This is a genomic window from Leucobacter shiyiweii (assembly GCF_052446065.1).
Taxonomy (GTDB): Bacteria; Actinomycetota; Actinomycetes; order Actinomycetales; family Microbacteriaceae; genus Leucobacter.
The window spans coordinates 1,295,642-1,319,479 of record NZ_CM127080.1; the positions used below are offsets into that span (position 1 = coordinate 1,295,642).

Annotated in this window: 19 protein-coding genes and 2 pseudogenes; 7 read left to right on the forward strand and 14 right to left on the reverse strand. The window is 59.1% G+C overall.

Annotated elements, in window-relative coordinates; translation table 11 throughout:
- Positions 1-6: 6 nt before the first annotated feature.
- The 7 genes and pseudogenes from ACTNFJ_RS06035 to ACTNFJ_RS06065 form a co-directional block, all read right to left on the reverse strand.
- A pseudogene (locus tag ACTNFJ_RS06035) lies at positions 7-1,883 on the reverse strand (heavy metal translocating P-type ATPase).
- 58 nt (positions 1,884-1,941) lie between these two features.
- Positions 1,942-2,670: a Crp/Fnr family transcriptional regulator gene (locus ACTNFJ_RS06040; protein WP_026139334.1), complete on the reverse strand. Its 729-nt coding sequence runs from the start codon at positions 2,668-2,670 to the stop codon at positions 1,942-1,944.
- Between the two features lie 48 nt (positions 2,671-2,718).
- On the reverse strand, positions 2,719-3,387 hold the full coding sequence (locus tag ACTNFJ_RS06045; protein ID WP_435907431.1) for a class I SAM-dependent methyltransferase: 669 nt from the start codon (positions 3,385-3,387) through the stop codon (positions 2,719-2,721).
- On the reverse strand, positions 3,384-4,289 hold the full coding sequence (locus ACTNFJ_RS06050) for an NADP-dependent oxidoreductase (RefSeq protein ID WP_435907430.1): 906 nt from the start codon (positions 4,287-4,289) through the stop codon (positions 3,384-3,386). The genes ACTNFJ_RS06045 and ACTNFJ_RS06050 overlap by 4 nt, the downstream gene beginning before the upstream one ends.
- Before the next feature lie 35 nt (positions 4,290-4,324).
- Positions 4,325-4,756 carry a cupin domain-containing protein gene (locus ACTNFJ_RS06055; protein ID WP_435907429.1) on the reverse strand — a complete coding sequence of 144 codons (432 nt, stop codon included), beginning with the start codon at positions 4,754-4,756 and terminating at the stop codon, positions 4,325-4,327.
- Positions 4,757-4,771: 15 nt separating this feature from the next.
- Positions 4,772-6,811 carry a heavy metal translocating P-type ATPase gene (locus ACTNFJ_RS06060; protein WP_435907428.1) on the reverse strand — a complete coding sequence of 680 codons (2,040 nt, stop codon included), beginning with the start codon at positions 6,809-6,811 and terminating at the stop codon, positions 4,772-4,774.
- 51 nt (positions 6,812-6,862) lie between these two features.
- Complete coding sequence (locus tag ACTNFJ_RS06065) at positions 6,863-7,099, reverse strand: heavy-metal-associated domain-containing protein (protein WP_017791819.1); 237 nt, start codon at positions 7,097-7,099, stop codon at positions 6,863-6,865.
- A 269-nt stretch (positions 7,100-7,368) separates the two neighbouring features.
- On the opposite strand from ACTNFJ_RS06065, the gene ACTNFJ_RS06070 reads away from it, so the two are divergent.
- A complete protein-coding gene (locus ACTNFJ_RS06070) occupies positions 7,369-7,482 on the forward strand; it encodes a hypothetical protein (protein ID WP_083775112.1) in 114 nt (37 codons plus the stop codon).
- 1,048 nt (positions 7,483-8,530) lie between these two features.
- Here the strand turns inward: ACTNFJ_RS06070 and ACTNFJ_RS06075 are convergent.
- The 6 genes and pseudogenes from ACTNFJ_RS06075 to ACTNFJ_RS06100 form a co-directional block, all read right to left on the reverse strand.
- Positions 8,531-9,082 (reverse strand): annotated as a pseudogene (locus ACTNFJ_RS06075) (VIT1/CCC1 transporter family protein); the annotation flags it as partial.
- A gap of 117 nt (positions 9,083-9,199) precedes the next feature.
- Complete coding sequence (locus ACTNFJ_RS06080) at positions 9,200-9,874, reverse strand: M23 family metallopeptidase (protein WP_435907427.1); 675 nt, start codon at positions 9,872-9,874, stop codon at positions 9,200-9,202.
- A 322-nt stretch (positions 9,875-10,196) separates the two neighbouring features.
- Positions 10,197-11,042, reverse strand: coding sequence for a F510_1955 family glycosylhydrolase (locus tag ACTNFJ_RS06085; RefSeq protein WP_435907426.1), 846 nt, complete (start codon positions 11,040-11,042; stop codon positions 10,197-10,199).
- Between the two features lie 195 nt (positions 11,043-11,237).
- Complete coding sequence (locus ACTNFJ_RS06090; RefSeq protein ID WP_435907425.1) at positions 11,238-11,864, reverse strand: DUF305 domain-containing protein; 627 nt, start codon at positions 11,862-11,864, stop codon at positions 11,238-11,240.
- 98 nt (positions 11,865-11,962) lie between these two features.
- A complete protein-coding gene (locus tag ACTNFJ_RS06095) occupies positions 11,963-12,439 on the reverse strand; it encodes a DUF6153 family protein (protein ID WP_444711801.1) in 477 nt (158 codons plus the stop codon).
- A 969-nt stretch (positions 12,440-13,408) separates the two neighbouring features.
- Positions 13,409-14,656, reverse strand: a complete 1,248-nt coding sequence (locus ACTNFJ_RS06100; RefSeq protein WP_444711774.1) for an IS256 family transposase — start codon at positions 14,654-14,656, stop codon at positions 13,409-13,411.
- Between the two features lie 319 nt (positions 14,657-14,975).
- Between ACTNFJ_RS06100 and ACTNFJ_RS06105 the strand changes: the two genes are divergently transcribed.
- The 5 genes from ACTNFJ_RS06105 to ccsB all read left to right on the forward strand — a co-directional run bounded on the left by ACTNFJ_RS06105 (position 14,976) and on the right by ccsB (position 19,649).
- Entirely contained in the window at positions 14,976-15,626 is a 651-nt protein-coding gene (locus ACTNFJ_RS06105; protein ID WP_435907722.1) for a CueP family metal-binding protein, read from the forward strand.
- On the forward strand, positions 15,623-16,270 hold the full coding sequence (locus tag ACTNFJ_RS06110) for a TlpA disulfide reductase family protein (RefSeq protein WP_435907721.1): 648 nt from the start codon (positions 15,623-15,625) through the stop codon (positions 16,268-16,270). The genes ACTNFJ_RS06105 and ACTNFJ_RS06110 overlap by 4 nt, the downstream gene beginning before the upstream one ends.
- Complete coding sequence (locus ACTNFJ_RS06115; protein ID WP_435907720.1) at positions 16,267-17,007, forward strand: cytochrome c biogenesis CcdA family protein; 741 nt, start codon at positions 16,267-16,269, stop codon at positions 17,005-17,007. Before ACTNFJ_RS06110 ends, ACTNFJ_RS06115 begins: the two co-directional genes overlap by 4 nt.
- A 136-nt stretch (positions 17,008-17,143) precedes the next feature.
- Positions 17,144-18,649, forward strand: a complete 1,506-nt coding sequence (resB, locus tag ACTNFJ_RS06120; protein ID WP_444711802.1) for a cytochrome c biogenesis protein ResB — start codon at positions 17,144-17,146, stop codon at positions 18,647-18,649.
- 64 nt (positions 18,650-18,713) lie between these two features.
- Positions 18,714-19,649 (forward strand): c-type cytochrome biogenesis protein CcsB, encoded by a 936-nt coding sequence (gene ccsB / locus ACTNFJ_RS06125; RefSeq protein ID WP_435907719.1) that lies wholly within the window; start codon positions 18,714-18,716, stop codon positions 19,647-19,649.
- Between the two features lie 15 nt (positions 19,650-19,664).
- On the opposite strand, the gene ACTNFJ_RS06130 is transcribed toward ccsB, so the two are convergent.
- Entirely contained in the window at positions 19,665-20,912 is a 1,248-nt protein-coding gene (locus tag ACTNFJ_RS06130) for an IS256 family transposase (protein ID WP_444711774.1), read from the reverse strand.
- A 493-nt stretch (positions 20,913-21,405) separates the two neighbouring features.
- Between ACTNFJ_RS06130 and ACTNFJ_RS06135 the strand changes: the two genes are divergently transcribed.
- Positions 21,406-23,838 (forward strand): phosphoketolase family protein, encoded by a 2,433-nt coding sequence (locus ACTNFJ_RS06135; protein ID WP_435905525.1) that lies wholly within the window; start codon positions 21,406-21,408, stop codon positions 23,836-23,838.

Consider the following 23,838-nt stretch of genomic DNA (forward strand, 5'->3'; position numbering starts at 1 on the left):
CGCGGGTTAGCCTACCGGCACTTCCCGCCGAGCAGGGCCCTCGCGCCGCGCACCCCGGTGCGCTCGGAGCGCGCGGAGCGCCGACAGAATGGCCACAAGGTCAACAATCTCTTGCAGCAGCGCTCCCACCACCGCCGGCAAATAGCCGAATGCGGCGACGAGCATCAAACCGACTGAGATGATGATGCCCATCCAGATCGACTGCAGGGCGATCTGCACCGTGCGCCGCGAGACATAGGCCACATCTGCCACTCGCGCGATGTCGTTCGAGGTGATCACCGCCGCTGCTGACTCGCTCGCGACCGTTGCACCCCTGCCCGCCATCGCAACACCGACGTCGGCGGCCGCCAGCACCGGGGCATCATTGATCCCATCGCCGACCATGAGTACGGGTCTCGGCCGCATCGCCTGCACAATCCGCACCTTGGTCTGGGGAGTGGTCTCAGCGTGCACCGTCTGAATGTCGACCGCGTGTGCGACAGACTCCGCGGTCGACGTGATATCACCGGTCACCATCGCGATCTCGGCTACGCTTGCTCGGCGAAGACGGGACACCGTGTCTGCAGACTGCTCACGAATCGGGTCGGACAAGATGATCACCCCGGCGAGCTCGTCACCGACCGATACGTAGACGGCCGTCTCCCCAGCTGAGAGTACGGGTCGATCGATCGGCCCGGTCACCTCTTCGATAAATGAGGGCTTGCCCACTCGCACCGAAGTGCCGTCTGCCAGGGAGGCGAGGACACCGTTTGTTGCCACCTCGTCAGCCGTCACCACTTCGGGAAGCTCAAGTTGCTGTGTGCGTGCCGATGCCACGATCGGGTCGGCGAACACATGCACGGAGTACTGCTCAGCGGCTGCTGCGAGGCGAAGCGTTTCGGTCGCGGTGCGGGAGGACGGGTGAATGTCGACGACGTCGGCTTTGCCTTGGGTCAGGGTGCCTGTTCTATCGAACGCGGCCGAGCGAACCCGGGCAAGCACCTCTAACACGCCACCGTCTTTGATGATGACGTTCAGCTTTGCGGCTGAACTCATCCCACCCATAAACGCGACCGGGGTGGCGATGAGCAGCGGGCATGGCGTCGCCACGACGAGCACCTCGGCGAACCGCACCGGATCGCCGCTAAAAAACCAGGCAAACCCGGCGATCAGCAGCGAAACAATGGTGAACGGCATCGCATATCGGTCAGCGAGTCTGACCATCGGCGCCCGGGAGTCCACGGCCTCCTCCACCAGTCGCACGATCGAGGCATAGTTCGAATCGACTGCCAACTTCTGCGCGCGCATCGTGAAGCTCGTGGTGCTGTTCACCGTGCCAGAAAGCAGCGGGTCGCCCGCATGGTGCTCGCCGGGATCGGCTCACCAGTCACTGACGATTCATCAATCGTCGCGTGATCAGATATCAGTACCCCGTCGACGGGGAGGATCTCTCATGACCGCACCAGCAGTTCGTCACCGACTGCGACCTCATCGACCGGGATACGTTCGACCTCGCCTGTTACCGGGTGAATTCGACCCGCGAATGCTGGGGCTCGGTTCAACAGTTGGTCGAGTTCTCGGCTCGCGCGGCGAGCGGCGAGGTCTTCGAGCGCTTCCCCTCCGGTGAGCATCAACGCGATGATGAGCCCCGCGACATATTCCTGTACGGCGAGTGTCGCGATCATGGCGATGACCGCAAGAATGTCGAGCCCCCAATGCCCGCGCATCAGATCTTTGAACATGTCGATCGCGGTGATCACGATCACGATACCGAGCACCAAGTATGCGGTGACCCCGAGAGCCATCTCTGCGCCGGTCAGCCAGAGCATAACCCCGGTCGCCAAACCGACGAGCACGAACATCATGAGCTTGCGGTTGCGAAGAAATTCCACCGTCGATGACATTGCGTGTGACGCTTCCGAGGTACGTGGGGCGATGGTCTGGGCTGGCACGGTGCTGTTCTCAGTCTCTCTTCGTGAGGGTTGAGAGTGCGGTGAGTGCGGTCACATCAGTGATCGTGATCCGCCCCTGTTCCTGTTGTGAGATCACCCCGGTGTCGGTGAGTTTGCGAAGTTGCCGACTGAGGGACTCTGGTGTCGTGGACAGGAGCGAAGCGATGTCCTTCTTTGCGAGCGGCAGCGTCACGTCGATGGCTCCTCGCGGCCCTGGCGTCGCAGGGAGCGAGAGCAGGTAATCGGCGAGACGAGAGCTCACGTTTCCCGAGATGACAGAAGCCAGCCGCGCCTCAGTATCATCCAAGCGCTGACTCACTCCTTGCAGCATGCGCAGCCCGATGCTCGGATGCTTCTCGACGAGACGCCCGAGATCGGCATGACGGAACACGCACAGTTCGGTATGCACGAGCGCTTCTGCTGCGTGATCGGGTCTCGTGCCGGTGAGAAACGCGGATTCTCCGATGAAGTCGCCCGGACCGAGGACCCGGATCACCTGCTCGTGCCCAGCCGCACTTGTACGAGCGATCTTCACCTGACCGGTGTGCACCACCATCAACTGCGACATATCCGAGCCTGCTGTATACGCCTGCTCGACAGCGTCTAATCGGACGGTACGTGCAAATCCCGCAACTTCCACTTGCTGCGCATGTGTGAGCCCTTGAAACAGTGGTACACGGGCCACGCAGAGATCATTTGCTGGATCAGCATCCACATCGGTTGAAACAGCCAACGGCATCCTTCCCTTCCCTTCTCGTATGGCGACTCGTGGCACAACACACGCGCTTCAGCTGAAGCCAGGGGTGGCGCGTGCAGTGATGTACGCGTGTGGCGTCCGCGGGTTCGAGCGCTGCCCGATCACCTCGAACCCGGCGTGGATGAGGGCTTCGACCATTTTGTTCATCGGCCACCGGTATGCGGCGGCGATCGGATGGTCGAATGCCTCTAGCCGCGGCCCTGCGAAAAAGGACATCAGCAGCGATCCGCCGTCACCCAGCCGAGTGCGCAGTGTTGCGAGCGCGTGTAGGAGCTCTTCTGAGCTCATGTGAATGGTCGAATACCAGGCGAGGATCCCGCCCCAGCGGGTCTCGCAACGGGCGAGATCTTCGATGGAATCGTGATGGAACACAACCGCGGGATGTCTGGCTCGGGCAATCGTGATGAGGCGATCCGATGGCTCGAGCCCTTCCACCGTGTGTCCGAGGCGTGCGAGGTGACCGGTCCAACGCCCGGTACCCGCGCCGACATCGAGAATGGGGCCATCGACTGCCGCGGCCCACGGCTCGATGACCGCACGGTCAGGGTCATCCGGTGAGACCTCGGCGCCGAGAATGCCCTCGATATCAACCTCAGGCGACCCGTATGCATCGGCCACCCGGTGTATTGAGGCCACAGGATCAGACGTCCGTGCTGCTGTGAATACGGCGTCCGTCGGTGCCTCAGGCCGCTGGGTCATGGTTCGATGATCACTTTGCCGGCAGTGTGCCCGGCCTCCACCATGGCGACGGCTTCCGCAGCCCGATCGAGACTGTACCGGTCCGTCACCTGCGGATCGACGAGACCGTACTGGGCGACGCCGGTGACCTTCTCGAGCCCTTCACGCGTGCGCACCACCGCTACGCCACCGAGTTGCTGCACGGTGGTCGGGTCTGCGGTACTGATGATGACGCTCGGGTCTTTGGCGACGACCGCGAGATCACGAAGCGCCTGCCCACCGACCAGGTCGATGAGCACATCAACACCCTCCGGCGCGATGGCACGCACCCGGTCAGCCGCACCCTCCCCGGAGGCAACGAACGTCGCACCGGTCGACTCCACCAGTTCCTGCTTCGCTGCACTGGCCACACCGATGACCGTGAACTTGTGCACATTGCCGATCTGCGCCGCCATCAGCCCGACCCCACCTCCGGCGCCAAGAATCAGCATCGTCTGACCAGGTTCCAGCTCGATCTGATGCGTCACGTCATACGCAGTCGCCCCTGCGACAGGCAGTGCTGCAGCGTCAGCAAAGGAAAGCTCTTCGGGCTTCTGGACGGTTTGTGCCGCATCCAACACCGTGTGCTTCGCGAACGTTCCCTGTCCTTTGGCCGCGAGGCCGAGCACCAGGTCACCGACAGCGAAGTTCTCGACCTCTGCGCCTACGGCGGTGACGACACCGGAGGCCTCTCGGCCCATCGGTGCGGGAAGCGGCCAGTGGGAGCCCATCTGCCCCGCACGGATCTTCCAGTCAGCAGGGTTCACCCCGGCCGCTTTCACTTCGATCGCGAGCTCTCCAGGCCCAGGCGCCGGAGCGGGGCGTTCAACGAGTTCCTGCGTCTCGGGGCCGCCATAGGCGGCGAAGACCAGCGCTTTCGACATTATTGACTTCTCCTCATTCTCCAGGTGAGTGACACTTACATGGTTGCCTGTGGCGGAGCGTCTTCACCAGAAGCCTCTGCCGCATCAGCGAGTTCCTTCGTGGCATACTCCGCGTCAATTGCGTGCTCCGGAGGTGAATAGACGGTGTAGAGCACCAAAGGCTCATCGCCAGTGTTGCGGAAGTTGTGGCGAGTACCGGCCGGGACAGCGCACAGGTCGCCAGCATCAACGGTGTGCGTCTCGCCGTCAAGGTCGGCCTCTCCGCTGCCCGACACAAAACTCAGCAACTGGTCGGTGGTGTCATGCACCTCGTCGCCGATCTCCCCGCCCACCGGAATCGTCATCGCAACGAGTTGGGAATGCTTTCCCGTCCAGAGCACCTGACGAAAATTCGTGTTTGCTTTCGCGACCTCGTCGATGATGAAGTGCGTCGCCTTCTCGCCGACGCTGAACTGGTTCTCACTCATGTGTGTGGTCCTTTCTTAAGATGGAAGTTCGAATGAACTCTGGGCCGTGGCTGGTTCGACCGGGCGGCCTGTTTCATGTGCGGCTCGGGCGCGTTCACTCCTCGACAACGCAGTGGCTCCTTGGGTGTTGCGCAGCAGGCGCATCGCGTTGAGGATTACGATGAGCACCGATCCCTCGTGCACGAGCATGCCGATAGCCATCGTGACACCCCCTGCGAAGACCCCGACGAGCAGCACGACAACGGTGATGAGCGCGATCCAGATGTTCTGGCGCATGACGTTCACGGTGCGTTTGGCGAGGCTGATTGCTTCGGGCAGTTTCAAGAGGTTGTCGCCCATCAGGGCAATGTCTGCCGTCTCCACGGCCACCGCTGAGCCCGCTGCACCCATGGCAACACCAATGTCGGCCGTCGCGAGGGCCGGGGCGTCGTTCACGCCGTCGCCCACCATCGCGACCGTGTGCCCCTCGCGCTGCAACCGCGCGACAGCGTCGAGCTTGTCCTCGGGTAGCAACGAAGCATGAATCTCATCGATACCGACCGCCTCACCGATGGCTTCGGCGACAAGGCGCGTATCTCCGGTGAGCATCACCACCTTCTGCACCCCGCTAGCGTGCAAGCGCCTGATCATCTCGGGGGCATCCTCGCGGATCGTATCTGCGACACCGATTACGCCAAGCACGCTCTCATCGACCGCGACAATCATGGGGGTCTTGCCTGCCGCTGCCAGTTTGTTCGCAGCCACAGCCGCCCCCGCGTCGTTCACGATCCCGTACTGTTCGAGCAGCGGCACGTTACCGATGAGTACCCGCTTGCCGTGAGCGTCGGCCACGATCCCCTTGCCCACGACCGGTGTGACCGATCCCGGAAGGCCCTCGGGGGCCACTCCTTCTTCTCGTGCGGTGTCGAGGATCGGGCGGGCAAGTGGGTGCTCGGACCCTGCTTCTGCGGCGGCTGCCCAGCGAAGCACCTCGCGCCGATCCGCTTCAGGATTGAGCACAACGATGTCGGTGAGTACCGGGCGGCCCTCGGTGAGAGTCCCCGTCTTATCGACTGCGACGGCCGAGATCTTGGCCGAGGTTTCGAGGTACTCGCCGCCCTTGATGAGAATCCCGTTGCGGGCCGAGCGGCCGATTCCCGCTACGATCGCCACGGGAATCGAGATGACGAGCGCGCCCGGGCAACCGATCACGAGCAACGTGAGGCCGAGCACTACGTCACCAGAGATGAGGCCCGCCGCAAGCGCGAGTACCATCACCGCGGGCGTGTACCACTTCGAGAATCGGTCGATGAATGCCTGCGTTTTCGCTTTCGCATCCTGCGCTTCTTCGACACGGTGAATGATGCGCGCGAGCGTCGTGTCGGCTCCGATGCCGGTCGCCATGACCTGTAGGAATCCGCCCCGCGAGATCGTGCCCGCAAACACGTGATCTGACTTCGTCTTTTCGACAGGGATCGACTCACCCGTGATCGATGCCTCGTCGATCGCTCCGGTGCCTGACACGACCTGCCCGTCGACGGGAACTTTCGCTCCGTTCTTTACGAGCACGATCTCACCCATGCGCACCTGATGTGCGGCGATCTCGACCTGCTCACCGTCGCGCATCACGACTGCAACGTCGGGGGCCACCGCGACCAACTCAGCGAGCGCTGCACGGGTCTTGTTCATCGTGCCGGCTTCGAGTGCGTGACCGATCGCGAAGAGGAACGTCACGGCGGCAGCTTCCCAGAAGTTGCCGATGAGTGTCGCGCCGATCGCTGCAATCGATACGAGCAGGTCGATACTGATGAACTTTACGAGCAGTGCCCGGACGGCCTTCACGACGATTCCGTACCCCGCGACAATTGCTGCGGCGAGCATGAACGCGTTCGCAAGGGTAAACACATGACCAGAACCGTGGGCGTGTTCGCCAGCGTCGATCCACCATTGCGGACCGACCGTGACGTTCCAGCTGCCGCCGAAGAGCTTCTCGACGCCGAACGACACGAGAATGAGGAGGCCCGAGACAACGGGAATGAACCAGTTGCCATACCGCCACTTACGGAACGCGTTCACGAATGTGCCGCCTTTCGAATTGGTGAACCTAGTGCGTGAGGAGCCGTTTGGCTAGAACGCGGAGGCCTTCGACTTATAGCCGGCCTTATCGACAGCAGCAATGAGATCGTCGACGGAACTTCTTGTCTCATCGTGGTCGATCTCAACGCGACCCGAGGCGAAGTGCACCGTCACGTTCTCGACGCCATCGAGCTTTCCGACCTGCTTCTCGATCTTGGTCACGCACGACGGGCACGAGAAACCCTCGGCGCGCAGCAGAGTGTGGGTGGTGTCAGTAGCGTTCGCCATGATGAGTCCTTTCGCTTCACCCCGAAACGGGGATCGACCAGGAGGTTCCTGGCCTTCACGGCCCAGACTATTGTGTTGGCAGAGCCTCAGCCTTGACCTAGATCAAGTCGTGCTCGGAGCTCCTCTCTGTGGCTCACCAGCTACTTGGGCGCTGTGAGTCGCTTCTTGGTTGATCTGCTGGGCGCCATGAAGGTCTACAAGACCGAACTGATCCGTCAGCAAGGCCCTGGCGGACGGTCGAGCAGGTCGAGCTTGCGACCCTCGAATACGTGTGGTGGTGGAACCATGAGCGGCTCCACGGGGAACTCGATATGCGTACTCCGATCGAGGTCGAACAGGCGTACTACGCTGAAACCGAGACGCTTCTGTCACCGACCGGCTGACAGGGAAACCGGTCGGAACAAGAACCAGGCCACTTCATCGAGAAGTACTACGAGATGATTGAAGTGTCACCAGGCATGCGGCAAGACCTCGCAGGGAAGATTCACGCCGACTTCGTCGCGCTCATGGCGAACGAGACGAAAGAACTCTCGCGACTCACGAGCGAGCGTGACCGGCTTGATAACGAGCGGATGAAACTCCTGCAAGCCCACTATGCGGGTGCGGTGCCAATTGATTTGTTGAAGCAAGAGCAGGATCGCATCGCGAATCAGATCGGTGACATTCAGCACCGGCTTGAAGCGCACCACGATGAGTATGCGTCAGCTCGCGCGAACCTTGACGACTCACTCGGGTTACTCGCCAACATCGTCAGCATCTACCAGCGTGCTGATGACGCGAACAGACGACTCTGCAACCAGGCGTTCTTCCACCGGATCTTCATCGAGGAAGAGGGTGATGTTCGAGTCGAGTACGAAACACCCTTCGGCGCGCTCTGCGACACGGAGGAGCAGATGAACGCTCTGAACTGGGCGGCTGAAGCGAAAAAGAAGGGAGAGGTTCAACCCGGACAAAGAGTGGTTACTCTTGTCGAGGGTTTGAACCTCTCCCATTTGGGGTCCCTGCGTAGACAGTTCTCAAACCCTGCACCTTCCTTGGAAACGCTGATATTCCGCTGGAAGCGAGGGGTCTACCGGGTATCACCTCGGGTCGGTAGCGCCCCGATTCAAGACGTTCGCGGGCCCGTCGTAAGGAGGATTGCAAATCCTCAAACCTTTCTCACCACTATTCAGGTTGACCGACTCGTCGACGACTACCTCGCTGGAGTATCTGTTGGTCAGCTCGCTCGTCAGTATGGTGTGCACCGTGCAACAGTCTCGAAGCACCTCACCCGGAACAATGTCGTGCGCCGCCAGCACGGACTCACGATCGAGGATGCCGCTGAAGCAGTGAAACTGCACGGCGGCGGCATCTCGATACGCGCGATCGCCCGCACACTCGGCGCCGACCGAAAGCAGGTGCGCATCTCGCTAGTCACAGCTGGTGCAATTATCGCGAACGCTCGGGCAAGAAAAGCACGGTGGCCATCGGAAGAAGCGCACCAAGAAAAAACGCTACCGCTGAAGCGAATGCAGCATGCCACGGACTTACAACGTCGTCTGTGTCAATGTTGAGCTCGACAGCGAGATGTGCACTCAGCGCATCCTTCTCGGTTAGCTCGGTGGCCGCAAGGGTCGCAGTGCTCCGGCTAAGACCGCGAGCTTCAAATAAACCAACAAGCTCTGTGAACTCTCCCTCGGGATCCTCAGCGAGCTCTTGACGCTCCTTCTCGATCAGCGCGTGCTCCGAGTCGCGCTGACTCGATACTGACACATACTCTCCGAGCGCCATCGAGACCGCTCCCCCAACCAATGCAGCCGATCCGGCAAGCAATACTGGCAACGTCTCTGTAGTTGCGGCCGCCACACCAACGACAATGGCCGCTGTCGATACAATGCCGTCATTAGCGCCCAGCACGCCAGCGCGAAGCCAATTCAACCGCTTCGCAAGACCACCACGATGCGGCTCATCAGGCTGCAAAGAAACCCCTGGACTTACAGACATACCGTCACGGTATCGAGCTATGTCGCTGCCCGCAACGATCACACGGCAAGCCAAGAGAGAGGTGACTTTGCTGGCTGCTCTCATCGGCTGTGAGGCGGTTGCCCCGATGCACTCGAGTCAACTGACCGACTTATCTGCGAGATATGGCATAGGGTCGATCGGTTCCCCGTTTAAGCGGAGCGCAAGATGAAGATGAGGCCCGAATGACATCCCGGTGTTACCTACTCGCCCTGCCTGGTCACCGATCGTGACGGTGTCTCCGACCTGGTAGCTGTGCGAGTTTGATTCCATGTGGCAGTACCGGCTGGTGAGCGTTTGATTGTCCACACGATGCTGCAGTTTCAGGCCGAAACCGCAACCATCATTGGAGAACCCCGCCTCGACTACCTGTCCACTTGCGATGGCGCGTATCGGCGTCCCGCCCGCGGCTGCAAAGTCTTGGGCATCATGAAACTGCTCGACCGGCGCAGTGCGATACCCAAACGGATCGGTCAGTTGAACCTGCTGGTCGAAGGGGTATCGAACCTCTGAATTCTCCAGAGCGGACGGGTCGAACAAACCCTGCTCGGTTGACCTCTGCACGGGCACAGGTACGACCTCAGATACTTCAACGTCAGCAAGTGCGTCGATTGCCGTGATTGCCGGGTCAGACGCAACGTTATCAAGGATGAGGCGTTGATCCTGAACGGCTGCTGCAGCGACTGCCGTTCCGTAGCCCGAATTGCCGGAGAACGGGAAGACGCTCGAAATGATCAACCCTCCGGCGGCTGTCACCGCAGAAGCGGCGAACAAGAATCCGCGACCTCGAGACTTGAGTTCCTTTTTAGATGTACTCGACAGTGATCGGCTTCCCGTGTCACGAAGCGAGCGTCGGGAGGGAAATTTGTGAGTGTTCTGAGCTTGTGAGTGAGTAGTCATAGCGTTCTTTCGCAATGCTGTTGTGCTCCTGGAAAAGTTTGGAGAGTCCGGAGAAACGCATGCATAGGTCAGAGGGACAGTGTGGTGAGTAGGTAACTTGCTGCGGCCGTGATTAACGCTGCGACTAATGCGAGTGTGAGAAACCAGCCGGGCTTCGTCAATGGATGCTTTGAGTCGGACATGATGCTCGGTTTGGTTATCGGCTCGTTGCAGGGCTTCGAACCGTGCTGCCCTGTGCAGTGACTTCGACGATGCCTCGGTCATCTACTAACACCGGGTGGTCGTTCCGTGTCACACCGAGGGCTTCAACAGGGCCCGGCAGTGATTCGCCCTGTTCCCAGCTACCATCCCCCAACTGTGACCAGAGGTAACCGTCCACTCCCGCACCGATCAACGTGCCAGTAGAAGTGACAGCAAGAAGATAGAGCGTCGGAGCGTCATCGACGATCACGAAGCTTTTTCCTTCGTCAGTGCTGAGCTGCAGGCCCGACTCAGTTGCGGCGTACAACCCTGCGTCGGTGGCAGCGAGGTCTGCAGCGGCGATGATGCCTCGTGGATTCCAAGTCGCGCCGCCGTCCGTGCTCTTGACGAGATCTGGCCGACTTGAACCGATTCCGTAGAGCATCCCACCGGGGCCCGCAGTGAACACGTGAAAGTCTTCAACCCCCGTGAGAGCCACGGGTACCCAGCTTTCTCCGACATCATCGCTACGAATCACACCAAGATTCGGAGAACCAAGCTCGGAAGGGGTTTTGAGGCCTGGATGCCCCGAAGCGAAGAGCGTTTCACCGTCGACAGCAAATCCCATCGCATCAAAGTCGTACCCGCCGAGCGGCCCATTAACGACCCCATCTTGTGTGACGGCAAACAGTCCATTGTGGCTGGCGACAAGTAGGTTGTCAGATCGTGGATCCTGAGCAATTCCGTGTACATGCTCGATGACTGGAGTCGTTGAGACGGGTGGAGATTCAGCTGCAGTTGTGCAGGCGGTAAGTACTAACGAAATGCCGACAATTGTGCTTAGACCAATGATTGGTTTCATAATTAAATTCCTCGAACGGCAGGCAACGCACGTCACTCCCCGCGAATCCGTAAGTCGCGTAGGCGGGTGCGTTAGGAGTGGTATCCGGTAACGCAACCTGGCGGCATCGACTGGGAATACGGCCAGGTTGCGCTACGACGGATTATGAGGTTGTCACGCTAGTTCGACAGGGTCGAAGGGTGACGTCTAGACCGACTAGAGCTGCGTGAGCAGTTCTTCCATTGCGGTAATCTCAGTGGTCTGGTCGTCGACGACCTGCTGAGCGAGCTCAAGCACATCGGGGTGCTGCCCGTCCTCTAGAGCAGCGCGCGCCATATCGACGGCACCCACATGGTGAACAATCATCAGTTCGAGGAACAATCGACTGGCTCCTGCACTATCCGCATTCTCCAGCGCAGACATATCATCGGGGGTCATCATGCCATCCATGGAGCCATCCATGGACCCATGATCCATGCCCTCCATGCCCTCCATGCCGTCCATGCTGCCGCTGCTTGGGTCGTATTCAACGCCCCAGTCGTCCAGCCAACTGAGCATGCGCTCAATTTCTGGGCCCTGTGCTTCCTTAACTTGCTGAGCGAGTTCAGTGACACGAGGGTCGACGCCTTCTTTGTCGAGCACGATGTCAGCCATTTCGACGGCCTGCTGGTGATGCGGAATCATCATCGTGACGAAAGTTTCGTCAGCACTGTTGGCGGAAGCCGCGGATGATTCCGAGGACTCCGGTGAGCTCGAACCGTTATCGCTTTCAGCGCTGCATCCGGTAAGCACAAGCGCCAGTGCCATAGCGCTCGTACCGAGCACTAGTGGGAGTTTTTTCATTATTGTTCAACTTTTCGTTCGCAGTGAATATGGGTTGCTGATGAACCGCAGCAGTATGGCTGCGCATCAGTGCCGACGTATACGTCGGCACACCCGAATCAAGTGCGACTGATAGAGAGAACGATTAATGAAGGCGGTCGAGGAGGCAGTGAGAGACGCCTCAGCTGCATCAACACAAAACGGGACTGCCCCTGATGCATGCGCGTGCGATACATGGCGGCGATCGGCAAGAGAAAAATAAAGCCAACAATGAGAGCGAGTACACACGCCATCATCACGTCGGTGTGTTGAACTGGCTGTGAAGCAGACGACTGACAGGCGTCGTCGCATGCTCCGGAATTCAGCTTCGCGCTGCCAGGCGCGCCTATATTCAAGTGCCCAGACGATGACGGGGCCTCGATCAGGGTCGCGGCTCCGTGGCTTCCCGCACCTGCGCCATGACTAGCTGACCCCGCGCTGAGTGTGTGCATTCCAAGGAGACCAATGATGACCATCAGCACAGCACTCAGGACTACGAGCAGGGGACGCACGGAGGACGGATTACCTGGGTCGCGCTGTAGTCGCTGCATGTTCATCCGGCCTCCTTTCACCGTTACACAATAGCAACAATGAGTTTTGGTGCGCTGAGAGTCTGCAGACTGTCGCGACGAGGGGCCACGTTTATTCGGAGCTGAATTGGCCAATCAGATTGTTGGATCTGCTCTGCCATCATGCACCAACGTCAAAGTGTCGATCACCCGACTCTCTGTAACAACAAGAGCGAGATGCGCCTGGTTGGGGCCCAGGATCGGTTGAGATTGGACCGATATGGTACGAAAGATGAGATCTACAGGGAGCATACGCAACAAGAGCAGATTTGTCGCTGCTCTTAAAGCTGTGTTTCTTGCCGTGACTCTACTGGCTGCACTCATTTTGGGGTGCCTCCCGATAAACGCCATCGACATTAACCGAGACGCTCCGGTGAACAGCACCTCTGTGGCCACCGCAGTTTCGCAGACTGACGTGGTCAGCACAGGCAGCTCTGCTCTGTATGCGTCGAGTGCAACCGACGTAATGAGTTGTGCAAACTGTGCGCCATCCGGTGCTCATTTCGGTTTGACCGCAGCATGCGTACTCGCGCTACTGGCACTCTTCGTCGGATTGCTTCTGCCAGCCAGGCATCGTTTACATTTGCTTCGCATCGTTAGGGTTCATCCCGTATTGCGAGCGATCACGAACTATCGACCCAGCACACCTTCCCTCGACGTTCTCTGCATTAGTCGTACCTGATTTTTATCGACTTTTGGCAGTCAATCATTGATTTCCAGAAGTGACATGCCTCCTCGTCCAACGGCGGTCGCAATGTTGTTGTTCGCTGGCAGGATGCTTGCTTGAACGCATGACAACTCTGAGTCCTGATCTCGTGCCGGTCAAGTCCCGTGGAGTGGTGTAACCGTTTCGTGATCCTTCAAGGTTGTGGGGCTAGTTTTCGTTGTGGTCGCAGATGCTGGCGGGGAGATCGTTCGCGGCGACGTAGTGCCGCCCAGTAGTTCGGGCATCGGTGCTCATGCTGCGGCCTCGAGCTCGGGAAGAGCATGGTGCTCGATCGTTTCGGTGTCTACGAGCGTGAGGCGGCACCTCGCGAGGACGTCAAGACCGAGGTAACGGCGTCCCTCAGCCCATTCGTCGGACTGTTCTGCAAGGACCGCCCCGACGAGCCTGATGATCGCGTCGCGGTTTGGGAAGATCCCAACGACATCAGTGCGACGGCGAATCTCGCGGTTCAGGCGCTCGTTTGGGTTATTCGACCAGATCTGCTGCCACACATCTTTCGGGAACGTGGTGAACGCGAGGATGTCAGCCCGGGCAGCATCGAGGTGGTCGAACACCTCAGGGAGCTTGCCCTCGACGTAGTCCAGGAGCCGATCGAACTGCGCCTCAACACTTGTCCCATCAGGCTGGTCGTACACGGAATGCAGCATCGCTTTGACCGCTGGCCACATGCTCTTGGGGGTCACTGCCATCAGGTTCGCGGCGTAGTGTGTGCGGCACCTCTGCCACGACGTCCCGGGGAAGTTCGCCCGCATCGCTTCCACGAGGCCTGCGTGCGCGTCAGAGGTGATGAGTTTCACCCCGGTGAGGCCGCGAGCGACGAGGTCTGCGAAGAACGTGTTCCATGCCATCGTGGTCTCTGCGGTCGCCACTTGCATGCCCAGGACTTCCCGGTGCCCGTCAGCGTTCACCCCGGTCGCGACGAGCACAACAGTGTTGATCACGCGCCCGCCCTCACGAACTTTCATCGTGAGCGCGTCACACGCGACGAACGTGAAGGGCCCTGAGTCGCCCAGGGGTCTCGTGCGGAACTCGCGCACGTGCTCGTCCATATCGGCGGCCATCCGGGAAACCTGCGACTTCGACAGGGAATGGATGCCGAGGGTCTTCACGAGCTTGTCCATCCGTCTCGTCGAGACGCCGGCGAGGTAGGCGTCAGCGACGACGGTGATCATCGCTGCTTCTGAGCGTTTGCGGCGCTCGAGGAGCCACTCGGGGAAGTACGTGCCGGAGCGGAGCTTCGGGATCGCGACATCCACGGTTCCCACACGGGTATCGAGCTCGCGGGTGCGGTATCCGTTGCGAGAGTTGAGGCGCTCGGGAGAGGGTTTGCCGTACTCGGCACCGCAGACCGCGTCGGCCTCTGCAGAGAGGAGCGTGTTGATCATGGTTTGGAGCAGAGTACGCATCAGGTCAGGAGACGCGTCGCCCAGAGCGTTGGCGAGGACAGTGACAGGGTCGACAATAGAGGGAGTGGTCATCGGTGTGACACCTTTCGAGTGGGATGTGAGAGTTTCCTCGAAGGAAGATCCCGGTGGCCACGCTTACGTTTGCTGGCCGGGATCGTTACACCACTCTACGGGGCACTACTCTCGTGCCGTTCGCAACAGCGAAGTATGCGACTGATGCATGTCAGAGCAGGTCAGCGCTCAAGAAGCCCACCCGCTCGCAAGCAACATCTTGAAACTCAGGGCGTAGATACCTGTGAGATACAGATTCCTCTCACATCGCTGCCCCTTTCCTGGCTCTCGTGCAAGCCCACTGAGCCTGACTTGCTCATCCCACTTGTAAGGAACACACATGTCATTGCTGTTTGAACACACAACCAGGTTCAGAAAGCAGTTCACCATCTTTGCTGCTACTCCACTTTCACTCGCAATTCTTCTTCTTGCAGGATGTGCAATCGCTAGTCCTGAACCAGTTCCCAGCGAGGTCAGCGCAACCGTGAATGATGAAATCTTGGCCAAGCACAACCTCATGGGGCTCGACGCCAAACAGATCATCGAACAACTCGACTCGATGCCGTTAGCAGACCGTCCAACGGATTTGATCGCTTCAGTCCGTCCCGATGAGTTGATCCTGACCGACGAGCAGCAACAAGAAACGAGCGTTGAGGCACCGGCTGACGAGTTCTACGTTTCTGTTGCGCCCTATCAAACGCAGACACATGACTGTTATTACCACAGTCTCACCACGTGTGTGGGTGAACTTCAGAACACCGAAGTTGACGTCAAAGTAACAAACGCTGAAACCGGCGAAACCCTAATTGATGACACCCGCAGCACATTCGATAACGGATTCTTGGGGTTGTGGCTACCGCGAGGCATTGAGGCGACGCTTTCGGTGGAGGTTGACGGGCACTCGGCGACCACGCCGATTTCCACAGTCTCAAGCGATGATCCCACCTGCATCACGACCCTCCAGTTGGTGCGCAAGAAGGTGGACCAGTGATAACGCCCTATGCCGGTCGGGCAACACGAGCTCTTGTCGTCGCGGTTGTTGCGCTCGTTACCCTCGCAAGCTGCAGCTCCGGCGGACCGGGCAGTTCACTTAATCAACAGGGGCAGAACGCGTCAGACCAAGGGTACGTCTCCGGTGATGGATCCACCACGAGTATTCCACCGGAAGACCGCACAGGATCAGTCGAGTTTGAAGGTGTCACTGAGTGGGGTGAATCTGTCACTCAAGCCGACTTCACCGGTTCCGTCACCGTTGTGAATTTTTGGTATGCGGGTTGCCCCCCGTGCCGCGCGGAGGCACCCGATCTCGTGTCCGCGTACGAAGAATTTGTTGATCAAGGTGTTCAGTTCCTTGGTGTGAACACTCGTGACGGGAAGGCACAGGCGGTGGCGTTCGCTGAGGAGTTCGGCATCGAGTACTCCTCGATTCTCGACACGCTTGGTGATCGCGCTGTGCAACGCGCATTCGCGGCTCACACGCCGTTGAATGCTGTTCCCACGACTCTGGTTCTCGATGCTGAGGGGCGCGTTGCGCACCGTGTGATCGGTCAGATTGCGGGGGTCTCGCAAATGCGCGCGCTCATCACTGAGACTCTCGCTGAAGGCACGCGCGACACGTCCGGAGAATCGCAATGATTCAAGAGGTCGTTGCTGACGGTCAGCTGTTGATTGCCGCATCAATTGCGCTTCTCGCGGGAATCATTTCTTTTGCGTCGCCGTGTGTGCTCCCACTTGTGCCCGGATACTTGGCATATGTCGGTGGCGTGAGTGGTGTGGATGCAGGGACACGAGCAAGCCGCCGCCGGGTTGTACTCGGAGTGGTGTTGTTCATCGCTGGATTCTCCGCCGTGTTTGTCGCGATGATGGCACTCGCGGGGTCGGTCGGACTGTGGCTCGTCGAGTGGGAGGGGCTCATCACCCGAATCATGGGGGTGCTTGTCATCGCCATGGGGCTCGGCTTCATCGGCATGTTCGAAGTAATGCAGCGCACCATGCGAATGAAGGTGAAGCCACGGGGCGGAATTCTCGGTGCCCCACTCTTGGGTGTGGTGTTTGCGGTCGGGTGGACTCCTTGTCTTGGGCCGACCCTCACCACAATCATGGCGCTGAGCCTGCAGCAAGGTTCAGTATCTCGATCAGTGGTGCTTGCCCTCTTCTATTGCGCCGGGCTCGGTCTTCCATTCATACTCGTCGCCTTCGGATTCGGCTGGGTGACTGGCGTAACGAAGTTCGTGCAGCAACACATTCGCATAGTAAACCTCACCGGAGGCATACTTATGATCTTGATCGGTGTACTCATGGTCTCTGGATTGTGGACCAAAATGATGTACGCTCTGCAGGCGGTGATTGGCGGATATGTCACGCCCCTCTGATTTCGATGACGGACCGCGCACATTTGATCCCAACGCAACAGCTCGAGTAAAATCTCCAGATTTGGGCATTACCGGCTGGCTCAGATGGTTCTGGCGACAACTCACCAGTATGCGAGTCGCACTACTTCTCCTACTCATGCTTGCCATCGCAGCAATTCCAGGGTCTTTGTTTCCGCAGCGGAGTGCGGACCCGAATGGTGTCATACAGTGGGAAGAAAGCAATCCAGAGCTCTTTGCGATTCTCGATTCGTTCCCCATTCAGCTCTTCGACGTGTATGCGTCAGCATGGTTTTCAGCCATCTACCTACTGCTGTTTATCTCCCTTATTGGTTGCGTATTACCACGCATCATTCATCACTGGCGCGCGCTTCGTGGGGCACCGCCAAAGACACCGGTCAGACTTTCGCGAATGGCTGGGTTCTCTGAACTTCAGGTCACGAACCGCACGGCAAATAGCGAGGAACGCCAGAAGTTTGCCGAGCACACAATTGCTGAAGCGGCAACAATTCTGAAGTCACAACGGTACCGCGCTCTGGTCGAACGGAGAACGGTGCGCGGAACTCAGGAGTACTCCGTTTCGGCAGAACGTGGATATCTTCGCGAGACCGGCAACCTCGTCTTCCACCTTGGCCTGGTTGGCGTGCTGGTCTGTGTGGCGATTGGTGGTGCATTTAGCTTCTATGGCCAGAAGGTGCTCATCGAAGGCGAAACCGGTATGGCGAACGCACTGATTGACTATGACTCCGTGACAAGCGGCACGTACTTTGATGAGGCAAGTTTGGTCCCTTGGGGGATCAAACTTGATGATCTGGAAGTACACTTCGTCACGCCAGATGACGGCAATCGGCATGCCATTGGTCAAGTGCTTGAGCATGAGGCCTTCGTGACAGTATTTCCGGCGGATGGCAGCGAGCCTCAAAAGGATCTCGTTCTTGTGAACAAGCCGATGCGCTATGCCGGTTCGAACATATACCTGCTGGCCAACGGTTATGCACCGACGATTACAGTTCGCAGCCCTTCAGGGGAAGTCGTCTTCAGCGAATCGGTTCCGTTCATTCCTCAGGATTCGAACTTCACTTCCCTCGGAGTCGTAAAAGTCCCCGACGGGTTGGAGACGCAACTTGGACTTCGAGGGTTCTTCTATCCCACGCAAGCCTTGCTCGACACCGGCGCATACACCTCGAACTATCCGGATCTGGAAAACCCGATACTCACACTCGATGTCTTTGAAGGTGACCTGGGGATTAATGAGGGCATACCGCAGTCCGTGTATTCACTGGACACGTCGAACATGGAGCAGCGCACAGGGCGAGATACAGACGTCGAGTCCCTGGAACTCACGATCGGTGAAACGGTCGACCTTCCAAACGAAGCGGGAACGGTGACCTTTGACGCAGCTCCCAGATATGCGGCCTTCGATGTCGTGATCCACCCCACACAAGTTTGGATTCTGGTTTTCGCGATCACCGCGACAGCCGGACTTCTTACCTCGCTGTTTGTGCCACGAAGGAGAGTGTGGGTGAAAGCGATTCCGTCAGCAACCGGTGTGACGCTCCAGTATGCGGCGCTTTCCAGAGGTGATGATCCCACGCTCGAACACGCGGTGGCTGACTTACTGAAGTCGCATCGCGAACGTATCTAACAATTATCTCGCCAAACCTGAACGATCCGGTGAGGCGCAAGTAAACGAAGAAAGCTAAGGAATCGTGGAGACTCTCGAACAATACTCAACAATGGCCCTCTATTCGGCGATGATCGTGTATTCGATCGCGTTCGTCTTCTATGTCGTCGATCTAGCCAATCGAAGCGCAAGCACAAATGCGGTGGATGTGCGCTCACGCACCGCCAGCATAGGGCTCTCACTCACCATCTTGGGCGGGCTACTTCATCTCGCAGCGACAGTGCTGCGGGGAATTGGTGCCGAACGTATGCCCTGGGCAAACATGTACGAATTCGCACTGACTGCAACACTCGCGGCTGTCCTCATCTTTATCGCGGTGCAATTTGTCGTCGATATTCATTTCCTGGGTGCCCTCGTTACTGGACTTGCAGTACTTTTCCTTGGTCTCACGAAGATCAATTACTACGTGCCCATCGTTCCACTTCAAGACGCCCTCGACACCTACTGGATGGTGATCCATATTGCGGTGGCCGTGCTCGCAGTCGGATTCTTCACTCTGTCTTTTGGTCTTTCAACACTCCAACTCCTCCAGACCCGACGAGAAGCACAGCTCACCTCCTCGGAATTGCCGGCGTTCAAATTCCTACGTGGAATCCCTGAAGCGACTCGGCTTGAAAACCTTGCGTACCGACTCGCGATTATCGGCTTTGTGTTTTGGACGTTCACACTTATCGCAGGAGCGATCTGGGCGGAGGCTTCCTGGGGTCGATTCTGGGGATGGGACGTCAAGGAAGTCTGGACATTTGTGATCTGGGTTCTCTACGCCGGGTATATCCATGCCCGCGCTACCCGCGGTTGGCGCGGAAGTCGCTCAGCCTGGCTGAGCATCATCGGCTTTCGGTCAAGTCCCGTGGAGTGGTGTAACCGTTTCGTGATCCTTCAAGGTTGTGGGGCTAGTTTTCGTTGTGGTCGCAGATGCTGGCGGGGAGATCGTTCGCGGCGACGTAGTGCCGCCCAGTAGTTCGGGCATCGGTGCTCATGCTGCGGCCTCGAGCTCGGGAAGAGCATGGTGCTCGATCGTTTCGGTGTCTACGAGCGTGAGGCGGCACCTCGCGAGGACGTCAAGACCGAGGTAACGGCGTCCCTCAGCCCATTCGTCGGACTGTTCTGCAAGGACCGCCCCGACGAGCCTGATGATCGCGTCGCGGTTTGGGAAGATCCCAACGACATCAGTGCGACGGCGAATCTCGCGGTTCAGGCGCTCGTTTGGGTTATTCGACCAGATCTGCTGCCACACATCTTTCGGGAACGTGGTGAACGCGAGGATGTCAGCCCGGGCAGCATCGAGGTGGTCGAACACCTCAGGGAGCTTGCCCTCGACGTAGTCCAGGAGCCGATCGAACTGCGCCTCAACACTTGTCCCATCAGGCTGGTCGTACACGGAATGCAGCATCGCTTTGACCGCTGGCCACATGCTCTTGGGGGTCACTGCCATCAGGTTCGCGGCGTAGTGTGTGCGGCACCTCTGCCACGACGTCCCGGGGAAGTTCGCCCGCATCGCTTCCACGAGGCCTGCGTGCGCGTCAGAGGTGATGAGTTTCACCCCGGTGAGGCCGCGAGCGACGAGGTCTGCGAAGAACGTGTTCCATGCCATCGTGGTCTCTGCGGTCGCCACTTGCATGCCCAGGACTTCCCGGTGCCCGTCAGCGTTCACCCCGGTCGCGACGAGCACAACAGTGTTGATCACGCGCCCGCCCTCACGAACTTTCATCGTGAGCGCGTCACACGCGACGAACGTGAAGGGCCCTGAGTCGCCCAGGGGTCTCGTGCGGAACTCGCGCACGTGCTCGTCCATATCGGCGGCCATCCGGGAAACCTGCGACTTCGACAGGGAATGGATGCCGAGGGTCTTCACGAGCTTGTCCATCCGTCTCGTCGAGACGCCGGCGAGGTAGGCGTCAGCGACGACGGTGATCATCGCTGCTTCTGAGCGTTTGCGGCGCTCGAGGAGCCACTCGGGGAAGTACGTGCCGGAGCGGAGCTTCGGGATCGCGACATCCACGGTTCCCACACGGGTATCGAGCTCGCGGGTGCGGTATCCGTTGCGAGAGTTGAGGCGCTCGGGAGAGGGTTTGCCGTACTCGGCACCGCAGACCGCGTCGGCCTCTGCAGAGAGGAGCGTGTTGATCATGGTTTGGAGCAGAGTACGCATCAGGTCAGGAGACGCGTCGCCCAGAGCGTTGGCGAGGACAGTGACAGGGTCGACAATAGAGGGAGTGGTCATCGGTGTGACACCTTTCGAGTGGGATGTGAGAGTTTCCTCGAAGGAAGATCCCGGTGGCCACGCTTACGTTTGCTGGCCGGGATCGTTACACCACTCTACGGGGCACTACTCGGCTTTCTCGCGGTGATCTTCAACTTCGCAATCGTCAATCAGTTCTTCTCGGGGCTACATTCTTACTCCGGCCTATGAAAGGTCCGTATTCCAGAAAAGTACTAGCACGCAGTTTCCTCGCTCGGGGGGTGCCGAGTTCACGCGGTTTCTGGACGTTTTAGCGGTTGTAAGTACCCCCACAGGGTACTATGGTGGTCGGCATGAGCCCCATTGCTGCGGTCCAAGAAGTCCCGGTTAGCATGCGCTGGAAACGACGTCGAGCTCCTTTGCTCTCACAGGTACCGATTGGTCCCACATGAAGACCCTGAGCACTCAGCGGCAGACATGCTGGGTTTCGGCGTGACCAATTCCCCCGTTGCCGAAAAGCGAAAGGTTCAATGCCATGAATGCCACCCAGAAACATTCGGAGCAAGCTCCCCCGCTGACCCCCGACCAACTGCAGCAAATTGACGCCTGGTGGCGGGCGGCTAATTATCTGTCCGTAGGACAGATTTACCTAATGGACAACCCGCTGCTCCGGGAGCCCTTGTTGCCGGAGCACGTGAAGCCGCGGCTGCTGGGGCACTGGGGCACGACCCCCGGGCTGAATTTCATTTACGCACATTTGAACCGCAGCATCATGGAACGCGACCTGAACATGATCTACGTCATGGGGCCCGGGCACGGTGGCCCCGGTCCGGTCGCGGCGGGATGGCTGGAGGGAGCCTACAGCGAGATCTACCCCAATGTGTCTCAAGACGTGGCCGGTATGCAACGGCTGTTCAAGCAGTTCTCCTTCCCCGGCGGTATTCCCAGCCACGTCGCCCCCGAAACTCCCGGATCCATTCACGAAGGCGGGGAACTGGGGTACGCACTGTCCCATGCCTACGGCGCCGCATTTGATCACCCGGACCTGATCGTTGCGGCTGTGGTGGGCGATGGCGAAGCCGAAACCGGGCCGTTAGCCGCGAGCTGGCACTCGAACAAGTTCATGAACCCCGTCCGTGACGGCGTTGTCTTGCCGATCCTGCATTTGAACGGCTACAAGATCGCCAACCCCACGGTGCTAGCCAGAATCGACAGGGACGAATTAGACAGTCTACTGCGCGGCTACGGCCACACACCGTATTACGTTGAGGGGGACGACCCGGAACACATGCATCAGGAGTTCGCCCGCGTCTTAGATTCCTGTTTAGATGCGATTCAGGAGATCAAACGCCGCGCCCGAGAATTCGGTGAAACGGAAAGGCCGCGGTGGCCGATGATCGTTCTTCGGTCCCCCAAGGGGTGGACAGGTCCGGCCGAGATCGAAGGGAAAAAGGTCGAGGGCTCGTGGCGGTCCCACCAGGTACCGTTCGGCGCCGCTCGGGAAAACGAGAACCACCGCAAGGTCCTGGAGCAGTGGCTACGTAGTTATCGCCCGGAGGAACTCTTCGACGAGACCGGAGCCCCTGTCGCATCCATTCGCAACTTCCACCCTGCAGGGCCAAAGCGGATGAGCGCCAATCCGCACGCGAACGGGGGAATTCTGCTGCGAGACTTGCGAATGCCAGATTTCCGCGACTACGCCGTGGCAGTAAGAGAACCTGGCACCGGGGCGGTGGAAGGAACACGCGTACTCGGGCAGATGCTGCGGGACGTGATGTCCGGAAACCAGGACAACTTTCGCGTCTTCGCCCCGGATGAGAACAATTCCAACCGCCTCTCAGCGGTCCTGGAAGCAACTGATCGTGCTTGGAACGCGAACACCGTTCCCGAGGATGATGGCCTGGCTCCTGATGGACGAGTGATGGAAATCCTATCCGAACACACCTGCCAGGGCTGGCTCGAGGGCTACCTACTCACCGGCAGGCACGGGTTGTTCTCCTGCTACGAGGCATTCATCCACATTGTCGACTCGATGTTCAATCAGCATGCTAAGTGGCTGGACACGGCCAATGGCATTCCGTGGCGTCGGCCGATCGCTTCGCTCAACTACCTCCTGACGTCGCACGTGTGGCGGCAGGATCACAATGGGTTCTCGCACCAAGATCCGGGGTTCATCGACCTCGTATTGAACAAGAAGCCCGAGGTCGTGCGGGTATACCTGCCACCGGACGCAAACACCTTGCTGTCCGTGGCCGATCACTGCCTGCGTAGCCGCCAGTATGTCAACGTCATTGTGGCGGGTAAGCAGCCGCAGCTGCAGTACCTGAACATGGCAGACGCCATCGCGCATTGCTCAAAGGGCATCGGGATCTGGGACTGGGCCAGCACCGACTCACATGTGGAACCCGACGTAGTTATGGCCTGCGCCGGAGACGTCCCCACCATGGAAGCCCTCGCCGCCGTAGACATCTTGCGCTCGCACTTCCCCGACCTCTCCATCCGGGTAATCAACGTCGTCGATCTACTGCGACTGCAACACGAGGCCGACAACCCACACGGTCTAGCTGACCGAGAGTTCGACGCCCTGTTCACCACGGACAAACCCGTGATCTTCGCCTATCACGGTTACCCGTGGCTAATTCACCGTCTCACCTACCGGCGCACCAACCACGGCAACTTCCACGTGCACGGATACAAAGAGGAAGGCACCACCACGACGCCGTTTGACATGTGCGTGTTGAACCAGATCGACCGCTTCAACTTGGCAATCAGCGTGATCGACCGGGTGACAAGCCTTCAGGATGTATCGGCGCATGTTCGTGAGGAACTCAAGAACAAGCTCATTGAACATCGCCAGTACATCCTTGCCAACGGGGAAGACATGCCAGAAATCAAGAATTGGCAGTGGACGGTGGCCCCCGGACCGGTCAATCAGCGCGAGCAGGAAGCATTGGATGAGCCCGCCTAG

Excerpts from the sequence above, each read along its gene's own strand:
- ACTNFJ_RS06040 (WP_026139334.1), bottom strand. The coding sequence starts at position 2,670 with ATGCCGTTGGCTGTTTCAACCGATGTGGATGCTGATCCAGCAAATGAT.
- ACTNFJ_RS06045 (WP_435907431.1), bottom strand. The coding sequence starts at position 3,387 with ATGACCCAGCGGCCTGAGGCACCGACGGACGCCGTATTCACAGCAGCA.
- ACTNFJ_RS06050 (WP_435907430.1), bottom strand. The coding sequence starts at position 4,289 with ATGTCGAAAGCGCTGGTCTTCGCCGCCTATGGCGGCCCCGAGACGCAG.
- ACTNFJ_RS06055 (WP_435907429.1), bottom strand. The coding sequence starts at position 4,756 with ATGAGTGAGAACCAGTTCAGCGTCGGCGAGAAGGCGACGCACTTCATC.
- ACTNFJ_RS06065 (WP_017791819.1), bottom strand. The coding sequence starts at position 7,099 with ATGGCGAACGCTACTGACACCACCCACACTCTGCTGCGCGCCGAGGGT.
- ACTNFJ_RS06085 (WP_435907426.1), bottom strand. The coding sequence starts at position 11,042 with ATGAAACCAATCATTGGTCTAAGCACAATTGTCGGCATTTCGTTAGTA.
- ACTNFJ_RS06090 (WP_435907425.1), bottom strand. The coding sequence starts at position 11,864 with ATGAAAAAACTCCCACTAGTGCTCGGTACGAGCGCTATGGCACTGGCG.
- ACTNFJ_RS06095 (WP_444711801.1), bottom strand. The coding sequence starts at position 12,439 with ATGAACATGCAGCGACTACAGCGCGACCCAGGTAATCCGTCCTCCGTG.
- ACTNFJ_RS06100 (WP_444711774.1), bottom strand. The coding sequence starts at position 14,656 with ATGACCACTCCCTCTATTGTCGACCCTGTCACTGTCCTCGCCAACGCT.
- ACTNFJ_RS06105 (WP_435907722.1), top strand. The coding sequence starts at position 14,976 with ATGTCATTGCTGTTTGAACACACAACCAGGTTCAGAAAGCAGTTCACC.
- ACTNFJ_RS06115 (WP_435907720.1), top strand. The coding sequence starts at position 16,267 with ATGATTCAAGAGGTCGTTGCTGACGGTCAGCTGTTGATTGCCGCATCA.
- resB (WP_444711802.1), top strand. The coding sequence starts at position 17,144 with ATGCTTGCCATCGCAGCAATTCCAGGGTCTTTGTTTCCGCAGCGGAGT.
- ACTNFJ_RS06130 (WP_444711774.1), bottom strand. The coding sequence starts at position 20,912 with ATGACCACTCCCTCTATTGTCGACCCTGTCACTGTCCTCGCCAACGCT.
- ACTNFJ_RS06135 (WP_435905525.1), top strand. The coding sequence starts at position 21,406 with ATGAATGCCACCCAGAAACATTCGGAGCAAGCTCCCCCGCTGACCCCC.